This is a genomic window from Bacteroides sp. ET336 (assembly GCF_024733815.1).
Lineage (GTDB): Bacteria > Bacteroidota > Bacteroidia > Bacteroidales > Bacteroidaceae > Phocaeicola > Phocaeicola cellulolyticus.
In genome coordinates this window covers 1-25,342 of record NZ_JANRHK010000026.1, presented here as the reverse complement: position 1 = coordinate 25,342, position 25,342 = coordinate 1, and the positions used below count along the sequence as shown (strand labels likewise).

Sequence of the window (25,342 nt, the reverse complement as noted above, 5' to 3'; positions counted from 1 at the left end):
ATAGCAGTTAATATTGTAATACCATTTGCTGTCGTTGTACGTATTCATATCTCTGTTTTTAACCTATATCTATCTTTGTGCTGGATTTTAATTAATAGGTATGGGTAAATATTATTTTTGCTTAAAAACAGTTTCGTTGCGCAGTGTGCTGTCGCTTTTGGTCTTGATTTTATTGACTTCAGGATGTGGCGAACCTTTGAATGAAATCAAAGATAGTTTTGATATTGACTTTGATGCCCCCTCTCTTATAGAGGTAAGTGTAGGAGGGGAATATACGTTTGCGGGTGCCAATACAAGTTCGTTGATTGATACAGATGATATTATATTGGAGTCCGAAAACGGTATCTCTTATATTTGTCCTATACTGTCTATAGCGGCAGATAGTTTTACCATAAGTTTAAGTAATGAGATAAAGACCGGCTATTACGTCTTATATATCAAGCGTGATAACAGGAAGAAGTTGATAAGCAAGACATATATTAATATAGTAGAGGACTTGGATTTCACACCTGATGCCGGAACTACGGTTTATGGTGTGGTGTCGGCAGACGGTAGTCCGGTGCAGGGTGTTGTCGTTTCGGATGGGATAGAGGTAAGCGTGACTGATGAGCGTGGTATCTATCAGTTGGAATCGGAAAAGAAATGGGGATATGTGTTTATTTCCATACCTTCAGGATATGAGGTTCCTGCCAATGGAGTTTTGCCTCAGTTCTATAAAATAATGAGAGGGGATGCCACCACTTTGGAACGTGTGGATTTCTCGCTTACAGCTGTAGAAGGACAGGATGACTACAAGGTGCTCATGCTGGGGGATATGCACCTTGCCAACCGTACGGGGGACTTAGGACAGTTCATGAACTTTACTGAGGATTTGAACAGTTACCGCACCTTGCATCAGCATGAAAAGATGTATGCCATCACGTTGGGCGACATGACTTGGGATTTGTACTGGTATTCGAATAGTTATGCCCTTCCTGAGTATCTTAATACAATAAACAGTCAGGTAAAGGGGCTTCAGATTTTCCATACCATAGGTAACCATGACTATGACTATAAATCTACTGACGATCAGGATGCAGGAAGTCGTTTCACTGATTACATTGCTCCTATGTACTATTCATTCAATATCGGGAAAGTTCACTATGTAGTGTTGGACGACATTGACTGTAGCAACTACGATGGGACAACCTCTCGCGACTACGAGAAGCGTGTGTCTTTAGAGCAGTTGAACTGGCTTGCCAAGGATTTGGCCTATGTGGACAAATCGACTCCGTTGGTGGTGGTAATGCATGCACAGGTTTTCTATCCGTCGGAGACGGAAGGGTTCAAGATGGACCACGATGTTTTGAACACTACACAATTGCTGAATACACTGAAAGGATATAAGGTGCATTTTGTTACCGGACATACTCACCTGAGCTTTAACGTGACTCCGGAAGCAGCCGTGACAGGCAGACAGGAGGTTTACGAACATAATGCAGGTGCGATATGTGCTTCATGGTGGTGGTCAGGACATTTAACTCCCGGGGTACATATAAGTCCTGACGGAACACCGGGGGGATACTCTATATGGGATGTAAACGGAACAGACATAGAATGGATATATAAATCAACCGGATGGACTGAGGATTATCAGTTCCGTAGTTATGACCTGAACAATGTGAGTTTCTCTTTGGCCGATGTTCCACAGATGCCGGCAAGTGTGCCGGCTTCGGTAAAGGCTAAGTTTCAACGTTATGTTGACGCCTACCCGGTTAACACGAATAATGAGGTACTGATAAATATCTGGAACTGGAATTCAAACTGGACATTGGACGTGACTGATGAGAATGGCAACAAGCTTGAGGCGAAAGAGGTGTGGGCGTATGACCCGCTGCATGTGGCAGCTCTAAGTGTGAAACGTTTCAACTCATCTACACTGACATCTACCCCTAGCTTCATTACTGAAAAGTTCACACATTTCTTCAAAGTGAAAGCTGTTGATGCCGATACGGATCTCGTCATTACTGTGCGTGATGAGTTCGAACATGAATGGACGGAGTTGATGGAACGTCCCAAAGAGTTCTCTACCGAAGCGTACAGGCTCCGCTAAAACGGTTATCGCTATAAACTATAAAAACTAAAAGACTCAGATTATGAAAAAACTTTTTCTGTCTCTCGCCTTATGCGGGATTGTACAAATGGGATTCGGACAAGCTGTTGATAAAAGCATTGATATACCGGACCTTGACAAGTATCAAACATTGAAATGTGATTTTCACATGCACACTGTGTTCTCAGATGGTCTGGTTTGGCCTACTGTGAGAGTTGACGAGGCATATTCCGAAGGGTTGGATGCCATTGCCATCACGGAGCATATCGAATACAGGCCGCATAAGAAAGACATACAGGCCGACCATAACCGCTCGTACGAGATTATGAAGGATTATGCCAAGAATAAGGATGTAATTGTTATCAAAGGAAGCGAGATTACCCGTCCTATGGCTCCGGGACATCACAATGCCATATTCCTGACAGACAGTAATCCGTTGGACACCAAAGACTATAAGGATGCTTTCCAGGCTGCCAAATCGCAGGAAGCCTTTATCTTCTGGAATCATCCGGGATGGGACTCACAGCAGCCGGAAGAAACAAAATGGTGGAAGGAACATACCGAGTTGTACAATAACGGATGTATGCAGGGCATAGAGGTGGCAAACGGTGAGCATTATTATCCGGAAGCGTTGCAGTGGTGTCTTGACAAGAAACTTACTATGATAGGAACATCCGACATTCATCAACCGATACAGACTAATATTGACTTCAATAAGGGTGAACACCGTACAATGACATTGGTTTTTGCCAAGGAACGTACTCCGGAAGGCATCAGGGAGGCGTTGGATAACCGCAGGACAGCAGTATTCTTTAAGGATATGATTATCGGTGAAGAACAGTGGCTGAGAGAATTGTTCGGAAAGTCGGTAACCATCGAAAAGATAAACAAGAATGAAAAACGTGTACAGTTTGTTGTCCGTAACAATTCAGACCTGCCTTTCTATCTTAAGAAGGGAGAGCACGACGCCAATCTGATATATTTCAGGACATATACCATTGAGCCGAAATCAAAACATACCATCACGGTAAAGCTGGGCGATGCCGGCATTACATCAGGTAAAGTGAACTTTGAGGTTACCAATATGGTGGTAAAACCCGGAAAAGGGCTTGACTGTCAATTCAGTTTTTAATACTCAATTACTATTTAAACAAAATATCTATTTATGAAAGTTTTCAATTCGTATGTTTTTTTGCTGTTGTTGTTGCTGACAGGCAGTGCTTCCGCTTTGTCGGCACAGAACAGAGCTATTTCAGGTAGGGTACTGGATGCTTTGCAGGAACCGCTTATCGGGGTAACAGTCGGCATTGAAGGCAGTTCCAGGGGAAGTGTGACTGATATAAACGGAGTTTTCGAACTTCAGATACCCATCTCCGGAGCGACTCTGAATTTCTCTTATGTGGGCTATATCACCGAGAAGGTTAAGGTGAAGCCCGGACAAAATGATATAGTGGTATATATGCAGGAAGATGCCATCATGTTGGACGAGGCAGTAGTAATCGGTTATGGTACTCAGAAAAAGGTAAACCTTACGGGAGCCGTGACAATGGTGGATAACAAATCCTTGGAGAACAGAGTCTCTCACTCTCTTACCAATATGCTTCAAGGTTCTGTCCCTGGTTTGAACATTACGACTTCATCCGGAGTACCGGGAAGCTCTCCTTCAATTAATGTGCGCGGTACCACATCTATCAATAGTGCGGAGCCATTGGTGCTGATTGATGGTGCGGTGGGCGAACTGGAACGTATTAACCCCAATGACGTAGAGTCTATTTCTGTTATCAAGGATGCTTCGGCGGCAGCTGTGTATGGCGCGCGTGCGGCATTTGGTGTGATTTTGGTCACGACCAAATCTGGTGCAGCAAATGAAGGAAAAGCTACAGTGCGTTACAGCGGCCGTTTGGGTTGGGAATCGCCTACTACATCGACTGACTACGAAGACACAGGTTACTGGTCTGTTTATACTGTAAACCTTTTCCGTAAAGCGGAGAACGGTAAGAACTATATTAATTATACTGACGAGGATATGCGTCAGTTGCTGGCACGCGTTAACGACAAAACAGAGAATCCTGACCGTCCGTGGGTGGTGGAAGAAATGAGAAACGGACGCCGCCAGTGGGTGTATTATGGAAACTACGACTGGTGGGAAATGATGTTCGATGACACACATCCCACACAGCAGCACAATATTTCTATCAGTGGAGGGAATAAGGACGTGAAGTATATGGTGAGCGGAGCGTATGACTATCAGAAAGGTATTCTGAGAATGAATCCCGATATTTACCGCAAGTATAACCTGCGTTCTAAACTTGATTTCCGTATCAACAAGTGGGCAACAATGACCAACAACACTTCTTTTTACGGCTCCCAATATACTTCGCAGGGAGACGGAAGTGTGGAGAACACTCTGGCTTACAGCTCAAATCATGCTCTTGCCTGCTTCCCTATGAAGAATCCTGATGGTTCATGGCTTTACGGCACTCCTTATATAGACTATAAGGTGGGTAACGGACGACATATCATCGTTGGCGAAGGGTCGCACCGTAATGTGAACCGTACGAATGATTTCTCGAATACAACCCGTCTGGTCATTACGCCGATAAAACCGTTGAGCCTTACTGCCGACTTTACTTACCGCCTGTATCAGACACGCAATACCAGCCGCTCAAACAATATCCCTTACAGGGAATATCCTGATGCTGAAATGGAGTATTATACTACGGGTGCCGGAGCCAATCGCCTGGATGAGTCGGTGAATACACGCAACTACTATTCGGCAAATGTCTTTGCCAACTTTGACTATACTTTCAACGACAAGCATCATCTTACAGCAGTGGCCGGATTCAACTACGAGACCATGCGACTGAAAAACATTTCGGCTTTCGGTGAAAATCTGACTTCCACTTCGCTTGACGATTTTAACCTTGTTGGAGTTAATGAAGAAGGCGAGGTGGTGACAGGAGTAGATGGAGCTCAGAATGAATATGCGCTGGCCGGTTTCTTCGGACGACTGAATTATGATTATAAGGGCCGTTACCTGTTTGAAGTGAGTGGACGCTATGACGGTACTTCGCGCTTTGCTTCCGGAAGCCGTTGGGGATTTTTCCCATCAGGTTCATTGGGCTGGCGTATCTCGGAGGAACCATTCTTCAAACCGCTGACTCCTTATATTGACAATATGAAGATGAGAGCCTCATTTGGTAGTCTGGGTAACCAGAATGTATCGTCGTATTACACTTACATGCGATTGGTAACAGTGAGTAGTTTTGCCGAATATTCGTTTGGCGAAGGCAGCTCGATGGCGAAGTACTCTACATTGGGAGCGCCGGTATCGTTTGACCTTACTTGGGAAACAAGCCAGCAGTGGGACTTGGGTTTCGACTTTACAATGTTGAAAAACAGACTGAACATAACTGTGGACGGATATGTGCGTAACACATTGAACATGCTGACCGATGGTATCGAGCTGCCTGCTGTATATGGAGCGAGTGTGCCAGACATGAACACAGCCAACCTGCAGACACGAGGATATGAAATAGCAGTAAGCTGGAGAGACCAGTTCGAACTTGCTGGACGTCCGGTGGAATATACCCTTGGGGCTAACATGAGCGACTATAAGAGTTACATCACCAAATACGACAACAAGGACAAGACTTTTGCCAAAGATTATTACGAAGGCATGCGTTTGGGTGAAATTTGGGGATTCGTGACAGACGGACTGTTCGAGACTACCGAAGAGGCGCAGGCATACGCCAAGGAAGTTGACCTTAGCTATATCAACAACCGCATAACCGGCGGATGGCAGGGAGGTGACCTTAAGTTTGTCGATTTGAACGATAACAAGAAATTGGACATCGGCAGCAATTCTGTGGATGATCCGGGAGACCGCAAGATATTGGGCAACTCTCTTCCAAGTCTTTCGTACGGTTTCAACGCAAGCCTACGCTGGTATGGATTTGACGTATCTGTATTCTTCCAAGGAACTGGAAATCACTATTGGTATCCTGATTCACATGCCGCACAGTTCTGGGGAGCTTATACTTATCCGTATCTGACTTATCTTCAGAAGAACTTCATGGATGAGGTATGGACAGAAGACAATAAGGATGCATATTTTACACGCCCGATGGCATATTCAGCCACTTCCGGTCCTCTAAGTAAGGTTAATGACCGTTACTTGCAGAATATTCGCTACCTGCGCTTCAAGAATCTTACTGTAGGTTATACCATTCCGGTGAACCTTACAAAGAAAATAGGTGTTGAGCAGGCACGTATCTACTTCTCAGGTGAGAACCTATGCTACTGGTCGCCGCTGAAGAAGCATACTAAATACATTGATCCGGAATCAGCTTTCGACCGCAGCAATGACACTTACAACCGTATGTACTATCCTTGGCAGAAAACATTCATGTTCGGGGTTGACATCACATTCTAATCATTATTCAACTAACAGACAAACATATATATGAAACGATTTATTATAGCGGCTTTGAGCCTTTCGGTGGGATTATCCTCATGTGACAGTATGCTTGACCTAAGCCCGAAAAGTGAAATCTCTCAGGATGATTATTTCAAGACAGAGAGCGATTTACAGCTTTTCAGCAACAGTTTCTACAATAATCTGTTGGACAAGTCGCCTTACGATGACCAGAGTGACATTTATGTGCAGCAGAAATTGTCGGACGAAATTATCGGAGGAAACAAACGTACTGTTCCCGCCTCCGGTGGAGGATGGAGCTGGACGGACTTGCGCAAGATGAATACCCTCCTGGCTAATATAGACAAATGTGAGGACAAGGCAGCCGTAACCAAATATACAGCACTTACCAAATTCTTCAGGGCATACTTCTATTTTGAAAAAGTAAAACGTTTCGGCGATGTGCCTTGGTATGATGTTGAGTTGGGTTCTTCTGACGATGCCCTCTACAAACCGCGTGACTCGCGCGAATTGGTCATGACCAAGATGTTAGAAGACATTGAATTTGCCATTAATAACCTTCCCACCAGAGAAGAAGAGCCGAGCAGCCCTTACCGTGTGAACCGCTGGGCAGCGTTGGCGCTGAAAGCTCAGTTCTGCCTTTACGAGGGAACTTACCGCAAGTATCACAACTTGACTTTGGAAGGTAACGATTATACTTATTATCTTGACCAGGCAGCTAAGGCGGCTTATGAGATTATGCATGATGGTCCTTATAAGTTGTATTCCACCGGACATCCGGAAAGTGACTACATGATGCTCTTTGCCGAGGAAAATGCCAATCCGGACGAATATATCCTTGCCATTAACTTCGACTTCGGTTTGCATATATACCACAATGCAACCGGACATGCGTTGGTTGCCACTCAGGGACAGCCGGGGTTGACACGCAAGATGGTGAATACGTATCTGATGAAAGATGGAACCAGATTTACCGACAAACAGGGTTGGCAGGAAATGAAGTTTGCTGAAGAGGTCAAGGACAGAGACCCTCGTCTGGCACAGAGCATCCGTACTCCCGGATATACTCGTATCGGTACTACTACAGTACTTCCACCGGACTTATCGACCAGCATTACCGGCTATCAGCCTATTAAATTCGTACAAGATCCGACAGCATGTGGCGGAAATGTGGACCGTCCGAGCTATTCTACCTGCGACCTTCCGGTATATCGTTATGCTGAAGTCTTGTTGAACTATGCCGAGGCTAAGGCTGAATTGGGAACATTGAATCAGGAAGACCTGAATATATCCATTAATCTGCTGCGCGACCGTGTAGGCATGAACGATGCCCACTTGGATATGGATGCGGCGAATGCCAATCCTGACCGTTATCTCTCGTCTGAGGAACATGGATATCCTAATGTGACAGGCAGCAACAAAGGCGTGATATTGGAAATACGCCGCGAACGTACCATCGAACTTATGCAGGAAGGTTTCCGTTTCGACGATTTGGTACGCTGGAAAGCCGGAGCGTGCGTTGACCAGGACATCTATGGTATGTATTTCCCAGGCCCCGGAGAATATGATTTGAGCGGTGATGGAAAAGCGGACGTAATACTTTATGCGAATGGTGGCGTCAAACCTGAAGCCGGAGAAGGGGTGTTGGTTTATGAAATAGGTAAGGACATTACGCTTACTGGCGATAACAGCGGATATGTGTATCGCCATAAGGACATAGTACGCAACGGTTTCAACGAGGAGCGTGATTATCTGTATCCGATTCCTATCAACGAGCGTTCTTTAAACAAGAACCTGACACAGAATCCGGGATGGGATGATGGTCTTGATTTCTAAATAATATGTGTAAAATATAATATAGGCTATTATGAAATTTACAAATAAAATATTTATGCCGGCGTTGTGCCTCATGGTTGCTTTACTTTGCGGTTGTAGTAAGGAAGAAGATAATGTGGCGCGTGCGGTTCTCGCAAGTACGAGCTCCTTGACTTTTTCTGCTCAGAATCCGACTGAGAAAATAATAACAGTTTACTCTGATGCGGAATGGTACATGGAGGAAATTCCAGAGTGGGTCACAGTTACACCGGCTACAGGTTCAGGAACCACGGAAGTTACGATATCCGTGTCTGAGAATATGAGAGATGGTTCGATAGACAATCCGAGAGAGGCTACAGTGGTGTTTAGAGGAAGTACTCTGTCCAGCAGGGCAGAAGTGAAGGTCTCACAGGATGGAGACAAATACCGCGACTGTAAGGAATATTCAGTATCTGATGTAGTGTCATTGGAAGATGGAACAGTAGTTATAGTCCCGGGCGCGTATGTCTCTGCGGTGACAACCGGCGGATGTATTGTCACAAGCGCCTCTTTCGACAGTAACATTTATATTGAGACATCCGAGAATGTTGAGGTTGGCGATGAAGTATATATAATGGGAACGAAAGAGTCCGATACATATAAGCTGTCCAATATCATTTGCGATAAAGTTACTGTGTTGTCCAAAGGCCATGAAATAAATCATCCGCAACCTGTTGAAATTACAGACAAGATTGATTCCTACACTTCCGACAAAAGGGAATATGTTACTTTAAGAGGAGTGTTCCTGAATAATGTCATAACAATAGAAGGTGCTGCAAACTCAGTTTCTTTGGTTGATGTTTCTGGGGATTATAGCAATTTGAATGGTCATTATGTGATATTGAAAGGCTATTATTCCGGAACGGCGGCTCCTGTTGTAAGAATTGTCCTTGAGTCAATACAGGATGACGGAGTATATGAGGTTATATACTTCTCTGAAAATTTTGAGTGGTTGAAGCCATGGGCAGAGAATAGCGGTGCCGGACAGACTGTGGAGAATGATGGAACGGGTGAAGCTCCGCAAATATATACGGCGAAGAACGCTGAAGGACAATTGGCTTCAGAAGCATTGTTGGCTCGTGGATATGGATTGGAAGAGATACCGGGACGTGCTATTTATCTGCAGGATTGTTATCTCAAGTTTGGTAAGACAGACTATCAGGCCGGTCTAACTTTGCCTTCAATAGAAAATGTTCCGGAGGGTACGAAACTTACACTTTCATTCGACTGGGCCCCTATGGTCGGAGGAACAAGGAAATTCGACCCTGTTAAGATTATTGTTTCCATTGTAAATGGAGACAAAGTGACGGAATTGGAGCCGATAGGACATTCGTTTGTTGACACAGTTGATAAGCTCGAATGGCTTCATGCCGACATTGTTCTTGAAGGAGTTGAAATAACAAAGGACACCCGTATAAGCATAAAGTCTGACGGCTGGGGTGACAACAAAGAAACGACCGGAAGTTCTGTTTACAAACGCTGGTTTATTGATAATATCAAACTTTTTCAGTTGAATAAGTAAGTTTATGGTTTTTTGAGTTTATTCCTGTTTGGCTATCAAATCAATAACAAACTTATAAACTCAAAAACTAAAGAACTAAATAATATAATAGTATAGTTTATGAAATGTAATATTTATTTTTTAAGTATGTTTCTTTTGGCAAACAGTATAAATGTTTGTTCAAAAGAAATAACAGGCAAGGTGTTTTGCGGTAAAAAAGGATTAAGTGATGTAGTTGTTACGGATGGAGTGAACTTCACTACAACAGATTCTCTTGGTAACTATAGAATTGACACAGACACTTCTTTATCTGATTTTGTATATGTTGTGACACCTTCGGGCTATGTGGCTTCTTATTCTACAGGAACACCATGTTTTTACAAATCTGTTTCGGCAAAGAAACATGATTTTGAACTTTTCGAGTACAGTGTTCCACAAGGCAGATATACAATGTTTGCCGTAGGCGATACACAGCCGGGTAATGATACCGCATATCTCAGGATGGAAAATGAGGCTTTACCTGACCTGAGAAACTATGGAAAGGAATACATGGACAGAAGCATTCCGGTAGCGGCTATTCTGCTTGGCGATTTGGTTTGGGATAATCAGGAAACTTATGGCAGATTCAAAGATGATTTGAAGACTTTAGGCTATCCTGTATATCCTGTCATAGGTAATCATGACCATGAAGAGTATTTCAGTGACAACAAGAAGAGCGAGCTTGTATATAAAGAATCATTCGGTCCCAACTACTATGCTTTCAATATTGGACGTGATTATTATATAGTTCTTGATAATATTGATTACAGAGGAAACCGTAAATATGATGAAAGGATTACGTCCGAACAGCTCCAATGGGTGAGAAAGTATATTGAATACATACCAAAGGGTTCTCATGTGTTTGTGGCAATGCATGCTCCGGCTTATATCTATTATATTGACAAAAAACTGGAAGGTGCGGAAGAACTGATGGATATTCTTAAGGATTACAATGTGTCAATTCTTACAGGTCATACACATATTCATTCAAACATATTGTTGCGTCCTAATGTAAGGGAACACATGGTTGCATCTATAGGTGGCGCGTGGTGGCTTGGCAATTGTAAATATGCTTATGATGGAACTCCTATGGGCTATCAGGTGTTTGAGTCTTCTCCTCTTGGATTGCAGTGGCATTACAAGACATTGGCTATGCCGAGAAACTATCAGATTAAGGTTTATCCGATAGGTACTTTCCCTAACCACGTAGATGAATTATGCGTTAAGGTATGGAATTGGGATGAAGGTTGGAAAGTGGAATGGAAAGAAGACGGAAAGAATAAAGGAGAAATGAAGTCGTTTTCTTCAGTTGACCCTGATTACACAATGTACTTGAGCAGGAGCCATGCTGACGGTACTTTGAAGTCCAAAGGGACAACTCCGCAGGCAAATGATTATTGTTTCTTCTCCGTAAAACCATCGAAAGGAGCGAAAAACATTGAAGTGACAGTGACAGACAGATTTGGAAATAAATATGTTGAATCTGTTGAAGTGAAATAATTATTGATTAAAGGAGTCAGGAAGCTATTGCTTATCTGAAGATTAAAGGAGGTAAAGTAATGTTCATTGAAACATACTTTATCTCCTTTAATATTGCCTATACCTACTCTATTATTTATTCAGATGTTATTGCTTCTATTGATATTAACATATATGTTGATATCTATTTATGGGCTGTTGATATACAGGTGTATATAGGTTGTAATATTATTTGATATACAGCTTATTAACATATTGTTGATAAATGTTGATAAAGTATTATCATGCTGTTGAAAACCGTTGTTGGTCATATTATCGTATCGACTGTGTGAATTTATCCATCTATTGTTTTCTATCTAAACTTTTGTACCTTTGCCTTGCATTTTTAATCAAATTAATTATTAACCAATGAAAGAAAACATTCGGAAAAGCAGCCGGACTATGCGTTTCAAGCATTATTCCCGCCGTTCTTACGCAGTGTTCTCCACATTGAAATCCCATGTAACCATCGGCGTGATGACAGTGGCAATGCTGGCGTCAGTGCCTGTTTCTGGTATTTCAGCCCAGACCGTCAAGGACAACAACTCGGGCGAGAAGCTGTATGAACTGGAGGAAGTGGAGGTAACCGGCAGCCGTGTGCCGCTCACAGTGAGCCAGGCAGCACGAATCGTGACTGTACTCGACCGCGAGGCTATTGCCGCCGCCCCTGTACAGAGTATTAACGACCTGTTAAAGTATGCCGCCGGCGTTGATGTCCGACAGCGCGGTGACATGGGAGTACAAACGGACATAAGTATTCGTGGGGGAACGTTCGACCAAATTACTATCCTTCTGAACGGAATAAACATCTGCGACCCACAAACTGGCCATAACGCGGCCGATTTTCCTGTTGAATTAAGTGAAATAGAACGTATCGAGGTCTTGGAAGGACCTGCAGGACGTGTGTATGGCACATCATCGCTGGTGGGAGCTATCAATATCGTTACGCGTACTGCAAAGGACAGCGGGGCAGAGGTGTTTGCCGATGGCGGTTCTTATGGCTATTTCAAAGGTGGAGCTATGGTAAGCCATGTTAGGAACGGTTTAAGCAACCAGGTTTCGGGCAGCTACAGCCGTAGTGACGGATCCAGTCGTAGCAAGGCAGGAAATCTTAATGCCGATTTCAAGTATGCAAGGCTCTTCTATCAAGGACGATATGAGAACGACCAGGTGGATGTGCGCTGGCATGCAGGTTTCACAAACAAGGATTATGGCGCGAACACTTTCTACAGCACTCTTTCCGACGAGCAGTTCGAGCACGTAAGAAAGTATTACACTGCTGTTCAGGCGGAAACAAAGGGCGATGTCTATCATTTCAAGCCGTCTGTCTATTGGAACCGTTCGGACGACAGATTTGAATTTTATCGTGGAATGCCGGAAAAATCTCCTTTCAATTATCATCAGACCGATGTCTATGGTGTAAATCTAAACAACTACATCCAGACATTCCTCGGAAAAACGGCATTCGGAGCGGAGTTCAGGAATGAAGGTGTAAGGAGTACATCGCTTGGAGAACCGCTTAATTCTCCGATAAAAGTTCCCGGTGCTGATGCCGATTTTACTCTCGGACTTAACAGGACCAATCTGAGTTTTCATTTGGAACATAATATCGTGTTGAGGCGTTTCACTCTTTCAGCGGGAGTGATAGCCGTAAAGAACACCGGAAATGAAATGAAGTTCCGTTTCTATCCGGGTGTTGATGCCAGCTATCAGTTCGCGCGCGACTGGAAGGTTTATGCCTCTTACAATACCTCATTGCGTATGCCTACTTTCACGGAACTGTATTATTCCGTCGGAGGCCATAAAGCCGACAAGTATCTGAAGCCTGAGGAAATGCAGGCAGTGGAAGTGGGAGTGAAGTATCTTCGTCCGGGAATACGTGGTACTCTGAGTCTGTACCGCTATCACGGGACGGACATGATAGACTGGATAAAGGATATATCGCAGGGCGATGACGCTCCATGGCAGTCGGTTAATCATGCCGTAATCAATACAATGGGTGCTGAGGCTTCTGTTCTTGTTGATATACGCGAATTGATGCAGCGTGATGCTTTTGTGCGTTCGGTCAATGTGTCGTACAGTTATATTGACCAGGATAAGGAAACTACGCCAAATCTACAGTCGAAATATGCATTGGAGTATCTCAGACATAAGTTCGTGGCACAGGCAAACTTCAGAATCTGGAAACTGCTTGAGATGAACGTGTCATACCGCTGGCAGGACCGTATGGGTAATTACCAGAAAGGTAATTCAATGGTGCCATACGAACCTTATTCACTTGTTGACGCACGGTTTACATGGAATGCGTCGCAGTATAAGATATATGTAGAAGGAAATAACCTTCTGAACAAGACATACTATGACCATGGCAATATCCCGCAGCCCGGGATATGGATAAGGGCAGGGGCAAGTTATAGGTTTAAGTTCTGATATTGACATTAAGAGCCGCACTCGTTTCCCCAACGAATGCGGCTCTCGCTTTATGCCCGTATTTATTCAGGCGTAATACTTATGTAATTTACCTTGAAAACTCGTAATGTCCTTTTCCTCCTTCAAACGACAGTATTCCGTCGTCAGAACGTACCCATTTATATGGGATAAATACTTCACCGTCTTTCTTTACCTGCCATGTTCCGGGTTTCATGTCAGTCATGACAATTTTGAAAGTTCCTTCTCCGTTGATGTCAATGCTGAATTTTCCGGAAAGCGTGTTGCTGTCTTTACTGAAAGTCACAATTCTGTCGGAGATTACTACTCCTACAGTATTGTCGCTTTTCAGAAGTGTAGCCTTATGCATGTTTTTGCATTTGTTGTCAGCTACCTGTATCACGTTAAGGAAGTAATCTTCATTAGCAGGAGATTTTGGAGATAATTCAACTCTCCATGCACCTTTTTCGTTTGTCGGGTCCGGAGTACGTGGCTCGTTAGGGTAGTTCTCGCCGTTAACCCAGAATTCCTTACCCGGGCCTCCGATGGTATTAATATCTAAGTTACCTTTTTCCGGTAGCAACACAGTGTCGTAAAGCATTCCTGAATCTCCGTCTTTTGTACGTTTAACGGTAAATGTTCCGTCTTTTACAGTCGGCTCTTCAATGCTGTGCAGCAGCCACTGTTTCTTATATTCAGGATTTGATGAAACAATCTTGTCGAAGACTATCAATGCGGCAGGAATATTCTCTGATTTCAGATTCAGGAATACGAACGAGCGCTTTACTTCTTTTACCTTGTCGGAATATGCCTTGGTTATGTCACCTTTCAGATAAGAATAGTCCGGTGCCATGTAGTCCGCGTCGGTTCCGTGTGCAAGGACTTTTCCTGTTGTGTATTCGTCGCTCAGTAAATCTTTGAACGAACGGCAGGTGTTCCATCCGTCACCAGGCATTCTCTGTCCTCCGTCGTTACCGGCAAAAGGAGTCTTATCTTCACCGCCATAGCTATGGCATTCAAATTTCTCTTCAGGATTGAATATCAGCAGTGAGTTGTGGGCTACTGTACGTTTGAAGAAATTCTTGTTGTGCGGGCTGTTGTATCCGCCTGAACTTCCCTGATATGTTCCTGCATCCAGCGCCAATGGACCTTTATAATATATCTGGAATGAGCCTCCGTCAAGATGCTGATGGTTTCCTACATAGTGCTCGTTTATTTTCATTTCTGCTATTACGCTGTTCTCATCCCATCCTGTTCTGGCAATCATCCATCCGAACGGTGTTCCGGAGTATTTTGTAAGAGGTAGTGTTTCAGGACCTTTAGGCTCAACGTTAAGGTCTTTCCACAGGATGTCGAATATCAGACAGTGATTGTCAATTTTCTTTGTACGTTCATATTCGTATGCCAGATAGCCGTCTTTGTAGTAGCTGTAAGCCAATAGAGCAGGAAGAGCGTAATTGGCAACGCCTTTTCTGTTAGGATTGGTATCACCGGCAGGAAGAACCTGTCCGTCAGGCCGTCTTCTGTAGATAAAATCGTATAAAACGAACTGTTGTGCCGAGTCATAAATTGCTCCTGCGCCCATGCGTGACATTATCCAAAGAGATATAAGGTCGTTGCTGAAACGTACATTTGCATAACTGCTGCCCTGATGGTAGTTATGTCCCGAATAGATGAAGTTGCGGGCTGGAATATAGTCCTTGTACATCATTGTTACTACATAATTGTACATGTCAGGATATTCGTCATATACTGCAATACCAGCCGAGAGCATATCTCTCAGTACCATCCATTCCGAAGAATGTCCTGCTATAGGTTCCGTATTCTTTGGAGGATAGCCGCATTCCATGGTCTTGGCTATTCTGACAAATTCGTTTATGTATGCTTTCTTTTCAGAATCTTTCATCTGGTCGTAGCACCAGTCGTAAACCATTGCACCACACATCAGCATTGATCCGCTGGCTCTTGACAGGTCACCTTTTGTTCCATAATTAGTGTTGCGTAATGTGTCGAGCATGGCTGTTATGGCTTTTCTGGCAACTGATTTCTCTCCGTTTACCAGATAGTCCAATGCATCAAGCTGTACTCGGCTTGTTATTCCTCGCATTTCAGCATAATATCTGAATCCGTTTTTTGCCGGAGCTTTAGCTTCTTCTTCAGGAGTCCTGTTTTTACTCAGTTTCTCCATCTTTTTTATGGTTGTTACAATTTCCGGATGTTTTATTCTTTCTTTAAGTCCCGGAATGTCTGATGAGCGTAAATACAATCTAGGATGGACAGAAGGTGGAACAGGAATTTCCACACCGTTTACGTTCCTCCATTCTACAGTGTTTCTGGTTTGTGCTGATAAGTTGAAACCTAGTATGATATGAATACCTATCAGCATGATAATACTTCTTTTTTTCATGGCTATAATAATTATGAAATAACATATTTTCCTATTTGCAAATTTAATTTATAAACTGTTATTTATTCATATTGAAATACTTAAATGAATTTGATTTGTTTCTATAGCATTTTAAAATTGTTGAATATGCTTTTAAAATTGTCCATTATACACTGGTAGATAATATTTAAACATGTATGTACCATGAAAATAAACTTAATAACTATCTTCGCAAAAAATATATTAACCTAAATAAATTCATTATGAAAAATGATTCCAGATTGTTTTGTTCAACAATAATATTGGGGCTTTCGTCTGTAAGTATGCTTTCTGCCAAAGATGATATACGTCCTAATATTCTATGGCTAACATTTGAAGATACAAGTGCTTATGAATTCGGCTGTTATGGCAATAAGGATGTTAGTACTCCAAATGTGGATAGTTTGGCGCAAAGAGGTGTTCAGTTTATGAATGCATGGTCAGTTGGCCCTCAAAGTTCTCCAGCTCGTTCTTCTTTAATAACAGGGTGTTATGCTCCAACGTATGGAATGGATTTTCATCCAGTTCCTTTTGATACTCCCGAGGATATATTCTTCCCTCAAAGATTAAGAGAAGCAGGTTATTATTGTACTAATAATAATAAAACGCATTATAATACTACGACAGATAATAAGTCATGTTGGGATGAGTGTAATAAGAAAGCTTCTTATAATAGTCCTAAAAGAAAAGATGGTCAGCCTTTTTTTGCTGTATTCAATACTGTAACATCGCATATGGGTCGTATAAGAACTTTTCATACCGACGGTCGTCGTGATTATACACGTGAGGGTATATATCCTCAGCTATTAACGTTGCCATCTTATGTACCTGATTTGCCGGAAGTACGTTCTGATTATGCCGGTCATTTGGAAGCGGTTCAGGATGTTGACAAATGGGTTAAGATATATCTTGATGATTTGAAAGAAAAAGGTCTTGATGAGAATACTATAATCTTCTTTTTCAGTGATCATGGTGGTTGCGTTCCTCGTGGTAAAGGATATTTGTTTGAGAGTGGTTTAAGGGTACCTATGGTAGTATATTTTCCTGAAAAATTCAAGCATTTGGCAAATGGCTTGTCAGGTAAAGTTGATCGTTTGGTTAATTTTACGGATTTAGGCCCTACGGTACTTAGTCTTGCAGGTGTAAAACCAGAGAAAAGAATGCAGGGAGAAGCTGTGTTTGGTAAATATGCAGCAAAAGAGGAAAGGAAACTTAATTTCGCTTTTGCTTCGAACCAGTTACATCATTTCATGCCTGTGAGAGCCGTTTCGGACGGGAGATACAAATATATACGTAGTTATATGCCATATAGGCAGTTCGCATTGAGAAATTACTATCAGTGGGGTATGCCGTCAAATAAAGCCTGGGATAAACTTGTATTAGGTGGTCACAATACTAATGATGCCTGGGCCCAAACATTTTGTGCTCATCCGGCAGAAATGCTTTTCGATTTGTGTAATGATTCGGGTGAAATACATGATTTATCTTCTTTACCACAGTATCAGGATATTTTGAAGAAAATGCGTGAATCTTTATCTTCTCATATAAGAGAAACGGAAGATTTAGGTTTCTTTCTGCCAACGTCACGAAGAGGTAAAATATTGTATAATTCGGTTAGAGAAGAAAAATTTCCTTTAAATGAACTTTATAATCTGGTAGAACTTGCAAGTATGCCTAAATCATCTGATGAACAGTTTTTTAGAAAGGCATTAATAAGTGATTATCCGGAAATGAAATTTTGGGCAACTGTCGGTTATGCACAATTGGCAAAACTAGGATTAATTTCTGAATGCCCTGAAGAATTGAGACACCTTATAAATGATACAGATCCTTATATATCAAGCGAGGCTGCATATGCCATATCCTATTTAGGATATCCTGAAAAAGGAATAAAGAATTTGGTATATCCTGTTAAGGAAGAAAATAGAAAAATTGGGTATTCGTCATTGGAATGTTTATCTCTTGATCCTAATATGCGTAAGTATATACGTGAATATCTTAATGAATTACGTAATAATGCTGAGACTCTTCCACGAATTCAGAATGAAGATGCCGGACTTATGGCAAGGGGTATTCTGGTGAATTTGGGAGAACTTGATATAGATTTACTTCATGGAGAAGAAGCATATAAAGCTGGCTTGAAACTTAATTATGGACGTAGGCCTATGGTTCCATTGCCATATTAAAACTAATCTTATACAATCTGGCATAGTATTCGTTAGACATTTTAAAATAATAATAAACCTCTAATAATAAAGTTTATGTATAATCTACTCCTATTGGGAATTGGAATGCAGGAATTGTTGTTTATTGCATTATTAATTTTACTATTGTTTGGTGGAAAAAAAATTCCTGAACTTATGAAAGGTTTGGGAAAAGGTGTAAAAAGTTTTAAAGATGGTGTAAATGGAATTGAGGAAACAGTGAATAATCCTGAAATATTGAATGGAAAAGATAATAAAATGGAGAAATGATTAGCTATAATAGGTAAGAAGATTTATTTGCCAATTATTCTTCTTATATGTATATTTGTTACATTCCTTTTTTATGGAAATTGCGACACGTTGATTAATATATAATAGCATGAAGATAAAAAGTTTTTTTAAGGTCTTATTTGTCATTTTACCATTATTGTCAAGTAAAATTGTTTTTGCTTATAATTCGGAAACAATTACTTTTTCCCATATATCTATTAATGATGGTCTTTCTCAGAATACAGTTTTTTCAATAACACAGGATAAATCTGATAATATGTGGTTCGCTACATATGACGGTGTGAACCGTTATGACGGATATGAGTTTACGGTATATCGTCATGACGAGAATGATACTGTATCTATAGCTGGTAATATTACTCGTTGCGTAGTGACTGATAGTAAAGGGCGGATTTTAGTTGGGACAAATAAAGGGGTTTCACTTTATAATAAAGAAACAGACACTTTTAAAAATTTTTTAATCACAGATAGAAATAATGCATTAGTTACTGATATAGTAGAAATTTCAGATAATTTATATATAATAAATTCGGATGGTGTACTATATGTTTTAGATTTATCAATGAATTCTTTTAGAGATGACATATTGATTCCTGATTTAGTGTCTAAAAAAGTATCTTCTATTTATAGGGTAAATGATACTATATATATAGGTTGTGTGAATGGACATTTGCATTCATATTCTTTTGTTAGTAATAAATTTATTCCTTCATCTTCATTTGAGGTTGGGGCAAAAGTGCAAACCATGTTATTATATAATTTACATGAGCTATGGATTGGTACAGAAGGCAATGGATTGATAAAATTGGATTTGCGTACTGGAGATTTGAAGAATTATAGACATACATCTGATAAAAACAGTATAAGTTCAGACTATATACGTTCTTTGGCAAGAGATGCTAACGGCAGATTGTGGATTGGAACATTTAACGATTTGAATATATACTCAAATACAAGTGATGATTTTGTTATATATACAAACGATGAAACTAATTCCGGAAGTTTAAGTCAGCGTTCTGTCAGGTGTATTTATAAAGACAACCAAGGTGGAATGTGGTTGGGGACATACTTTGGAGGCCTGAATTATTATCATCCACTTAAATATCGCTTTCATAATATAATGCATGAGCCATACAGGAATTCATTAAGTGATAATGTGGTGAGTTGTATTGTTGAAGATGAAAATTTTATGTTGTGGATAGGAACAAATGATGGAGGCTTGAATTGCTATAATCCTGCTGATGAAAGTTTTAAATATTATAAATTAAATTATGAGGATAAAGATATTTCTAGGGAATCAAATAACGTCAAATCTTTATATATAGATAAAAAGTCCGATAACGTTTATGTTGGTACACATGCAGGAGGATTGAAAGTCGTAAACCGGCGTACAGGGTTTATCAGACATTTATACATACGTGATTCCGATATAATGGCAAATAGTATATATTCGATTTTACCACGTGATGAAGAACGATTATGGTTAGGAACACTAAATGGTCTTTATTTATACAATATGCGTAGCGATGAGTTTATACATGTTGATGAGACTGGTTTTTCAAAAAAAGAAATATATGCTATGTTCATTGATTCGTCTGGTTGTCTAATAATAGCGTTTGATGATTGTCTGGTTAAGTATAAAATAGAGGGCAACCATCTAGAGAGGGTATCTTTTGGTATAAATGGTATGTCCGATATTAAAACTGTACAACAGATCTATCAAACAGAAGATGGACGTATATGGCTTGCTACAAGAGTGGGATTATATTACACCGATGAAAAGAATGGAGAAATAGTTCATTTAACAGAGACGGATGGTCTCCCAAACAATGTTATATATGGTATTGAGGAAGATTCCTTTAATAATATATGGGTAAGTACAAATAAAGGATTAAGTTGTTTTAATCCATACAGTAGAACATTTAGAAATTTTTCAATAAAGGATGGAATACAGAGTAATCAGTTCAATAACTATTCTCATTGTCGTACTTCTGATGGTCGTTTGTATTTTGGTGGAATAAATGGCATAACAACATTTCGTCCGGAATTATTGATTGATAATCCTTATGCACCTCAGCCTGTAATTACAAAGTTTAAACTATTTGGAAAGGAAGTTCGTCCTGGGGATGAGACAGGAATACTTAGAAAGCACATTTCTGATACTGATAGTATAATATTAAATAGTTCGCAAAAATCATTTACTCTCCAATTTGTAGTTTCAAATTATTTATCCGGACAGCACAATGCGTTTTCTTATAAACTGGAAGGTTATGATGATACTTGGAATTATACAGAAGACAACCTAAGTGTATCATATCATAATTTACCTCATGGGGAGTATCATTTTAAAGTGCGTGCTGCTAATAATGATGGAAAATGGAATAAAAAGTCTAAAGAATTATATATAAAAGTTCTTCCAGAGTGGTATGAAACTTGGTGGGCTATATTGATTATGATTTTTTTGGTAATAAGTGCCATAACTCTTGTTTTCCGCTATTTTTGGGTAAAAAAGCAAATGGAAAATAGATTGATTATGGAGCACAATGAAAAGCTTCATCAGGAAGAAATTAATCAAATGAAACAACGATTCTTTATTAATATTTCTCATGAATTACGTACTCCTTTGACATTAATAATATCTCCTGTACAGGAAATGAAGATTAGAACTACAGATAAATGGATGAAAGAACAGTTGGGATTCGTTGAAAGAAATACTAATAGGTTATTACATCTTGTAAATCAGTTAATGGATTATAGACGTGCAGAACTAGGTGTATTTAAATTAAGAGTTTCAAAAAGGGAGATATACTCGGTTGTTAAAGATTGCTTTTCTTTTTATGAGAAATTAGCTCGTTATAAATCGTTGAATTATAATTTTATTTCAGATTTAGAGGGTATAGATGTATTGGCTGATGAAAAATATGTTGAGATTATCATCAATAATCTTTTGTCGAATGCATTTAAATATACAAAGGAAGGAAGTATAACTGTTAATTTGTCGTTGAATGATAATTTCCTGATATTGAATGTGACTGATACAGGCATTGGAATACCCTTTAATAAACATAAAAAAATATTTGAACGTTTTACCCAACTAGACTCTACATATATGGGAAGTGGAATAGGTTTGTCGCTAGTTCAAAGATTGGTAGAATTACATCATGGTAAAATTGAACTTAAAAGTGAACCAGGCAAGGGTAGTTCTTTTTCTATATTTATACCTCAAGATAAATCTGTTTATGCTGAAATAGAATTGGCAGAGAATATTTATGAACCTGAACAGCAATTACATTTTACTAATACAAAATATGAATATTTTGTGGATTCAGAAATGGATGAGTTTGTAATAAATGACGAATCGGATACTTCTGCCAGGGGAAATATTCTTATTGTTGAGGATAATGAAGAAGTTAGGCAGTATCTTAAATCTGGGCTTTCGAAAGTCTTTAATACTTTGCAGGCAGAGAATGGAGAAGTTGCACTTGAGGTATTGAAGAACAATGAGATAGATATAGTTATAACAGATCTTATGATGCCTGTCATGGATGGAGTTAAGCTTTGTAAAGCTATAAAACAGAATGTGTCAACCAGTCATATCCCTGTTATAATTTTATCTGCAAGAACTGAATTGTCTGATCAAAAAGAAGTTATGGCATTAGGAGCTGATGATTATATAGCTAAACCATTCTCTTTGTCATTACTGATAACTAAGATACAAAATATTGTGCGGACTCGTCGTCGTATGTTAGAGCATTATTCTAAGGAGTTAGATGTTGAACCTGAAAAAATAACTTTTAATGCCTTGGATGAAGAGATATTAAAACGGGCTGTTGAAATAGTTAAGAATAATATGGATAATTCAAGCTTTTCTACAGAAGACTTTGCAAGTCAGATGAACATGAGTCGTTCTAATTTGCATTTAAAACTGAAAGCCATAACAGGAGAGTCTGCTATTGAATTTATAAAAAAAATAAGATTTTCTGAAGCATGTCGTTTACTTAAGGAAGGACGATATAATATAGCAGAGATAAGTACAATGGTAGGTTTTAGCACTCCATCATATTTTGCTACCAGCTTTAAGAAATATATTGGATGTCTTCCTACTGAATATATTAAACAACAGAAATAAACTATATATTCAATATATGAAAGTTTGATGTTTTAATAATATAATTCCAATAGAAAATGAAAAAGTTATTTGTTTGTTTAATGGCAACAATATTGCCAATAGCGTGTTTTTCCGCAGTCGAAAATGTAAATAATGGTAGTGATATGAAGAATAGTACAATAAAAAAGACAAGAAGTGTCGATTATATTCTGGATAAGGATAAAGAATGGGAACCTGCAGGAGAAGGTGTTACACGCAAGATTATGGGTTATGATGGTCAGGTAATGTTGGTTAAGGTTAAATTTGAAAAGGGAGCTGTAGGAACAACACATGCACATTATCATACACAAACTACTTATGTAGCGAGTGGTAAGTTTGAATTTGATATAGAAGGTAAGAAAAAAATAGTCTCAGCGGGCGATGGTATATATATTGAGCCTGATGCATTACATGGATGTGTATGTCTTGAACCAGGGATACTTATAGATTGTTTTTCTCCTATGAGAGCTGATTTCCTTAAATAAAAAACGGTTTATGTTTTCGTGATGATGAAAAGGCAGTTGACTGTAATATTGATGGCGTTAATATCTTTTGTCTTATACGGTAATAATGTAAGTAGCAATCTGACAAAAGATAAAATTAATCTTGAAGCAGAGACTCTTCTTCAAGAATGGGTGGATACATTATTGACATTGCAATATGAATCAAAGTATCCGACTTTAGATGGTGGCATAATTTGTCCTGCTTGCGCTCGAATACATGGACGTATAGGCGATTTCGTACTTCCTTTAATGTATATGGCAGATAAAACAGGAGATGATAAATATCTGAATGCTGCAAAACGATTAATAAAGTGGATGGAAACGGTACGTCAGCCTGATGGATCATGGATGAATGATGTAAATGTATCTGATTGGAATGGGACAACAGTCTTTTTTGCAATTGCACTTGGTGAGGCTGTAAAATATCATGGTCATTTGTTGGATGTAGAGACACTTGATACGTGGAAAAAGTATTTAGAGTCTTCTGGTGAGTTTATTCTTAATAACAGATTTATATATAGTCGCAAACGAGAAGGTATGCGTAATATGAATGTTAATTATTCAGCTTCCGCTACTTATGCTTTGTATTTGCTTGGTGATATATTTGAAAGAGACGATTTTAAGAATAAAGCAAAAGAAATAGCATTCGATTTAAGGCAGTATTTTACTAAAAATGATTGTTTCCTTTTTGGTGAAGGTCCCAATATAACAAGCGAAACAAAGAATGGATGTCGTCCTATTGATTTGTTATATAATGTTGAGGAATCTTTACCTAATATGGCACATTATGCTCATTTGTCAGGCGATAAAGAACTTGAGGAATTGATACTGAAATCAATGAATACACATTTGGAGTTTATGCTGCCTGATGGGGCATGGGATAACAGTTGGGGTACACGTAGTTTCAAGTGGACTTATTGGGGTGGACGTACTAGTGATGGCTTTATGGGTGGATATGGTTTAATGTCAGCAAATCATCCGGAATATGTGGAAGCAATATATAGAAATATAAAACTATTAAGGAATGCTACACATAACGGATTACTTTTTGGAGGACTACATTATAATGATTTGAATATTCAACCTTGCATACACCATACTTTTGGGCATTCTAAAGCTCTTACTTCGTTTTTGGAATGTAAGGTTGGAATAAGTAATGAAGCTGTTGCTTTGCCAAGAGATAAGGAATATGGAGTAAAATTTTTTAAAGATATAAGAACATGGCTTGTTTCTGAAGGACAATGGAGAGCTACTGTTACCGGATATGATGCAGAATATAAGGTTAAAGGTACTCATCCTATGGGGGGAGTTTTGTCAATGTTGTGGCATGAAAAATTCGGACCTATATTTGCTTCCACTACTAGCATATATAAGATGATTGAAGCGCCTAACATGCAGCATGTAAATCGTAAATATATAGTTGGTGGAAGTCCACGATTGGAATTTATAAAAGATGGGAAAATATATTCAAACTTGGATGATTTGGATACTGATGTTATTTATACAAAATCAGATAATAAACATATATTTAAAATTAAAACTCATCTGGTTACATGTGAACAAGAGTCTCCTTTGCAAGGAGTCACACCTGTGGATATTACTTACATATTTGATAAAGAAAATATTATAATAGAAGCAGAAAGTTCGATTGATGGTGTAAATTTAGTATTACCGGTTATTGCTTCTAAAATAAATAAAACATCTTTGCATAATAATAGATGGATATGTAATGGTAATAATTCTGATTTGGAAATAAATGTCTTATCCGGTAGTTTATCATTAATGCCTGTTGACCCTGATGGAAGAACCTTTAATCCGGTTCCAGGTTTTGCTATGGTACCATTGAAGATCTCGTTTAACCGAGGAAGTAGTAAAATCTCTGTATCAATAAATGTATGCGATA

The 25,342-nt window shown here is 39.7% G+C and carries 13 protein-coding genes; 12 read left to right on the top strand and 1 reads right to left on the bottom strand.

The genetic code is table 11. From position 1 onward, the window contains the following. Positions 1 to 100 precede the first annotated feature (100 nt). The 7 genes from NW213_RS15580 to NW213_RS15550 all read left to right on the top strand — a co-directional run bounded on the left by NW213_RS15580 (position 101) and on the right by NW213_RS15550 (position 13,872). Complete coding sequence (locus tag NW213_RS15580) at positions 101 to 2,092, top strand: calcineurin-like phosphoesterase family protein (RefSeq protein ID WP_154044257.1); 1,992 nt, start codon at positions 101 to 103, stop codon at positions 2,090 to 2,092. A 43-nt stretch (positions 2,093 to 2,135) separates the two neighbouring features. Continuing rightward, on the top strand, positions 2,136 to 3,224 hold the full coding sequence (locus NW213_RS15575; RefSeq protein WP_154044258.1) for an Sb-PDE family phosphodiesterase: 1,089 nt from the start codon (positions 2,136 to 2,138) through the stop codon (positions 3,222 to 3,224). 33 nt (positions 3,225 to 3,257) lie between these two features. After that, positions 3,258 to 6,527 carry a TonB-dependent receptor gene (locus tag NW213_RS15570; protein WP_154044259.1) on the top strand — a complete coding sequence of 1,090 codons (3,270 nt, stop codon included), beginning with the start codon at positions 3,258 to 3,260 and terminating at the stop codon, positions 6,525 to 6,527. Positions 6,528 to 6,557: 30 nt separating this feature from the next. Next, entirely contained in the window at positions 6,558 to 8,366 is a 1,809-nt protein-coding gene (locus tag NW213_RS15565) for a RagB/SusD family nutrient uptake outer membrane protein (protein ID WP_154044260.1), read from the top strand. A gap of 31 nt (positions 8,367 to 8,397) precedes the next feature. After that, a complete protein-coding gene (locus NW213_RS15560) occupies positions 8,398 to 9,906 on the top strand; it encodes a BACON domain-containing protein (RefSeq protein WP_154044261.1) in 1,509 nt (502 codons plus the stop codon). A gap of 126 nt (positions 9,907 to 10,032) precedes the next feature. After that, positions 10,033 to 11,424 carry a calcineurin-like phosphoesterase C-terminal domain-containing protein gene (locus tag NW213_RS15555; RefSeq protein WP_258323358.1) on the top strand — a complete coding sequence of 464 codons (1,392 nt, stop codon included), beginning with the start codon at positions 10,033 to 10,035 and terminating at the stop codon, positions 11,422 to 11,424. 387 nt (positions 11,425 to 11,811) lie between these two features. Continuing rightward, positions 11,812 to 13,872, top strand: a complete 2,061-nt coding sequence (locus tag NW213_RS15550) for a TonB-dependent siderophore receptor (protein WP_258323352.1) — start codon at positions 11,812 to 11,814, stop codon at positions 13,870 to 13,872. 88 nt (positions 13,873 to 13,960) lie between these two features. On the opposite strand, the gene hepB is transcribed toward NW213_RS15550, so the two are convergent. Continuing rightward, complete coding sequence (gene hepB, locus NW213_RS15545) at positions 13,961 to 16,276, bottom strand: heparin/heparin-sulfate lyase HepB (protein WP_258323351.1); 2,316 nt, start codon at positions 16,274 to 16,276, stop codon at positions 13,961 to 13,963. A gap of 242 nt (positions 16,277 to 16,518) precedes the next feature. Here hepB and NW213_RS15540 point away from each other — a divergent pair, with 242 nt between their 5' ends. The 5 genes from NW213_RS15540 to NW213_RS15520 form a co-directional block, all read left to right on the top strand. Beyond that, on the top strand, positions 16,519 to 18,480 hold the full coding sequence (locus NW213_RS15540; protein WP_258323350.1) for a sulfatase: 1,962 nt from the start codon (positions 16,519 to 16,521) through the stop codon (positions 18,478 to 18,480). Between the two features lie 75 nt (positions 18,481 to 18,555). Next, positions 18,556 to 18,768, top strand: coding sequence for a twin-arginine translocase TatA/TatE family subunit (locus tag NW213_RS15535; protein WP_154044272.1), 213 nt, complete (start codon positions 18,556 to 18,558; stop codon positions 18,766 to 18,768). A gap of 109 nt (positions 18,769 to 18,877) precedes the next feature. Further along, entirely contained in the window at positions 18,878 to 22,918 is a 4,041-nt protein-coding gene (locus tag NW213_RS15530; protein ID WP_258323349.1) for a two-component regulator propeller domain-containing protein, read from the top strand. A 143-nt stretch (positions 22,919 to 23,061) separates the two neighbouring features. Continuing rightward, positions 23,062 to 23,421 (top strand): cupin domain-containing protein, encoded by a 360-nt coding sequence (locus NW213_RS15525; protein ID WP_375338168.1) that lies wholly within the window; start codon positions 23,062 to 23,064, stop codon positions 23,419 to 23,421. 24 nt (positions 23,422 to 23,445) lie between these two features. Beyond that, on the top strand, positions 23,446 to 25,342 hold a 1,897-nt coding region (locus NW213_RS15520), incomplete at its 3' end, for a hypothetical protein (protein ID WP_258323356.1).

Coding starts and splice junctions, on each gene's coding strand:
- NW213_RS15535 (WP_154044272.1), top strand. CDS start 18,556: ATGTATAATCTACTCCTATTGGGAATTGGAATGCAGGAATTGTTGTTT.
- NW213_RS15525 (WP_375338168.1), top strand. CDS start 23,062: ATGAAGAATAGTACAATAAAAAAGACAAGAAGTGTCGATTATATTCTG.
- NW213_RS15540 (WP_258323350.1), top strand. CDS start 16,519: ATGAAAAATGATTCCAGATTGTTTTGTTCAACAATAATATTGGGGCTT.
- hepB (WP_258323351.1), bottom strand. CDS start 16,276: ATGAAAAAAAGAAGTATTATCATGCTGATAGGTATTCATATCATACTA.
- NW213_RS15570 (WP_154044259.1), top strand. CDS start 3,258: ATGAAAGTTTTCAATTCGTATGTTTTTTTGCTGTTGTTGTTGCTGACA.
- NW213_RS15560 (WP_154044261.1), top strand. CDS start 8,398: ATGAAATTTACAAATAAAATATTTATGCCGGCGTTGTGCCTCATGGTT.
- NW213_RS15580 (WP_154044257.1), top strand. CDS start 101: ATGGGTAAATATTATTTTTGCTTAAAAACAGTTTCGTTGCGCAGTGTG.
- NW213_RS15565 (WP_154044260.1), top strand. CDS start 6,558: ATGAAACGATTTATTATAGCGGCTTTGAGCCTTTCGGTGGGATTATCC.
- NW213_RS15575 (WP_154044258.1), top strand. CDS start 2,136: ATGAAAAAACTTTTTCTGTCTCTCGCCTTATGCGGGATTGTACAAATG.
- NW213_RS15550 (WP_258323352.1), top strand. CDS start 11,812: ATGAAAGAAAACATTCGGAAAAGCAGCCGGACTATGCGTTTCAAGCAT.
- NW213_RS15555 (WP_258323358.1), top strand. CDS start 10,033: ATGTTTCTTTTGGCAAACAGTATAAATGTTTGTTCAAAAGAAATAACA.
- NW213_RS15530 (WP_258323349.1), top strand. CDS start 18,878: ATGAAGATAAAAAGTTTTTTTAAGGTCTTATTTGTCATTTTACCATTA.